This is a genomic window from Areca yellow leaf disease phytoplasma, assembly GCF_041920595.1.
In genome coordinates this window covers 188,127-190,487 of sequence record NZ_CP169277.1, presented here as the reverse complement: position 1 = coordinate 190,487, position 2,361 = coordinate 188,127, and the positions used below count along the sequence as shown (strand labels likewise).

Genomic DNA, 2,361 nt, shown 5'->3' with positions numbered 1-2,361 from the left:
CCTTTTACATTGGAATTGAGGAGTTGTTACTTATCCTCATGCCAAAGTTGCCTACGAAATTGCAAAAACTATTCTGATAAAATTTTATTAGAAACTGATTGTCCTTATTTAACTCCTTATCCGTTTCAAAAAATGAAACCAATGAGCCTTATCATATCAAAATTAATTGCCCAAAATTGCTCCAATTAGAAATATTTCTTTGCAATGTGTTGCTACTCAAACAAGCAATAAATGTAGCTAGGATATTTTTAAATAAAAATTCTTTTAATCTTTTTGGCATATCAAAAAAAAAATATTTGAAATATAGAATAATTCAAAAAAATCACACCCAAAAACATCCCTTATAATAAAAAACTCAGCTTATACGAAGTTGATTTTGCTTTTTCTTCTTCATCAGTTTACGAAAACTATTCACATCTAACCAAACTTCAGAAACAGTACTACTTACTTTGCTTAACTTTTCCTTCTAACACTTTTAATAACTTGTCCTGGTTGCAAAAAAAACTCAGGATTATCACGTGTCAATATGTAGAGTAAAATTAATAAGAACTTCATCATTTTTTGTTTACAATTATCAGTTCTTTACACAAACATTAGTAGCAAACCATTGTCTTTTTTGAACTACCATTTTGTTTTAAATATATAACTTTTACTTCTAAATAAAATTTTTTTAACGATTGCTTGTTGCATGCATTCCATTTTCTAACACTTCCTTTTACAATTTTTGTTTATAAAATCGTTACTTTTCAAGTTTAATTCATTACTTAAAAACTTAAAATAATGAAATTATCTCCTCCTAATATGATAAAATAATATTGAACTGTTTAATGTAGTTTTTTTATTTAACATTTCATTTACTATTATTATAGCAAATTATTATAAATTTTATTTTGATAAAAAAAATATTTGTAATAAATTTATCATTAATTTGTTCTAAATTATCTTTTTTGTTTCTATAATTATTTATCAACCAATCTTTTGATATCATTATTTGCCTCTTTATTTTATTTATTTTTGCCAAGACTTATTAATTGCAACTTGAAAATTATTTTGATAATGCTTTTTCTGAAATTTCTTTTAATTGCAAATGCTTTGAAATTTTAACTCAAAAAGGCTAGAAGATAATTATTATCAAAGTAATTTATTATGATGGATTATAATTTTTTCAACACTTCACAAAAGAAACAATCAAATTATGATTTAGCCCTATTTTTATTTTTTGCATCTATATTTCGATTTGGTAAAAATAAAATACTTTTTAATGAACCCCAAACTTAAAAACCTAAAACGTTTTATTTACCAACAAAACAATTTAATCTAAAAAAACAAAAAACAACATCAAATTTAAAAACAATACACAAAAAGAAAGGAGCTTTTTTATGATTAAAATAGCAATAGATGCCATGGGAGGCGATTTTGCCCCATTAGAAATTGTCAAAGGAACCTTGCTTGCCTTAAATAAAAATAAAAAAGAACTTCACGTCGTTTTATGTAATCAAAATTAATAACTCCACTTATGACCGGAAAAAACTGCTTTTTTGCTTAACCAAATCATATCAACCTTTTTATATTTTTAAAGATGTGACAAAAATATAAATTCAGTGCTTCCTCCCAACATGCTATTTTTGGAAACATCGCTCAAGATCACATAGGGTTCAGGTAGTTTCGGCAGGCACTATAAATTTGGTATTAACAAGTCATCTTGTTCTTAAAAATAAAATTGCTGTTTGATAAATAATTTAGTTGTTAAGAGTTTTTAATAAGTGGAGTTATTAATTTTTGATTGCCATATAAAACGACGTGAAGTTCTTTATTTTTATTTAAAATAAAGCAAGTTTCGCTGACAATTTCTAATGGGGCAAAATCGCCTCCCATGGCATCTATTGCCTATTTTAATCATAAAAAAAGCTCCTTTCTTTTGTGTATTGTTTTGAAATTTGATGTTGTTTTTTGTTTTTAGATTAAATTGTTTTGTTAATTAAAATAAAACGTTTTAGGTTTTTAGGTTGAGGTTCATTAAAAAGTATTTTATTTTTACCAAATCAGAATATAGATGCAAAAAATAAAATAGGGCTAAATCATAATTTGATTGTTTCTTTGTGAAGTGTTGAAATTATAATCCATCATAAACAATTAACTTTGATAATAATTATCTTCTAGCCTTTTTGAGTTAAAATTTCAAAGCATTTACGAATTAAAAAGAGGAGAATTTCAGAAAAAGCATTATCAAAATAATTTTCAAGTTGCAATTAATATTAAGTCTTGGCAAAAATAAATAAAATAAAGAGGCAAATAATGATATCAAAAAGATTGGTTGATAAATAATTATAGAAACAAAGATAATTTAACGAGAAATACATG

General features: G+C 24.7%; 1 protein-coding gene and 2 pseudogenes. 2 read left to right on the top strand and 1 reads right to left on the bottom strand.

All coding sequences use genetic code 11. From position 1 onward, the window contains the following. Both ACEW7V_RS01040 and ACEW7V_RS01035 read left to right on the top strand, forming a co-directional pair. Positions 1–189: pseudogene (locus tag ACEW7V_RS01040) on the top strand (hypothetical protein); the annotation flags it as partial. Between the two features lie 1,190 nt (positions 190–1,379). Further along, positions 1,380–1,466 (top strand): annotated as a pseudogene (locus ACEW7V_RS01035) (hypothetical protein); the annotation flags it as partial. 280 nt (positions 1,467–1,746) lie between these two features. On the opposite strand, the gene ACEW7V_RS01030 reads toward ACEW7V_RS01035, so the two are convergent. Next, positions 1,747–1,875: a hypothetical protein gene (locus ACEW7V_RS01030; RefSeq protein WP_374695602.1), complete on the bottom strand. Its 129-nt coding sequence runs from the start codon at positions 1,873–1,875 to the stop codon at positions 1,747–1,749. Between the last annotated feature and the right edge of the window lie 486 nt (positions 1,876–2,361).

What these genes read in the sequence shown, in the direction of transcription:
- ACEW7V_RS01030 (WP_374695602.1), bottom strand. Translation starts at nt 1,875, where the DNA reads ATGGGAGGCGATTTTGCCCCATTAGAAATTGTCAGCGAAACTTGCTTT.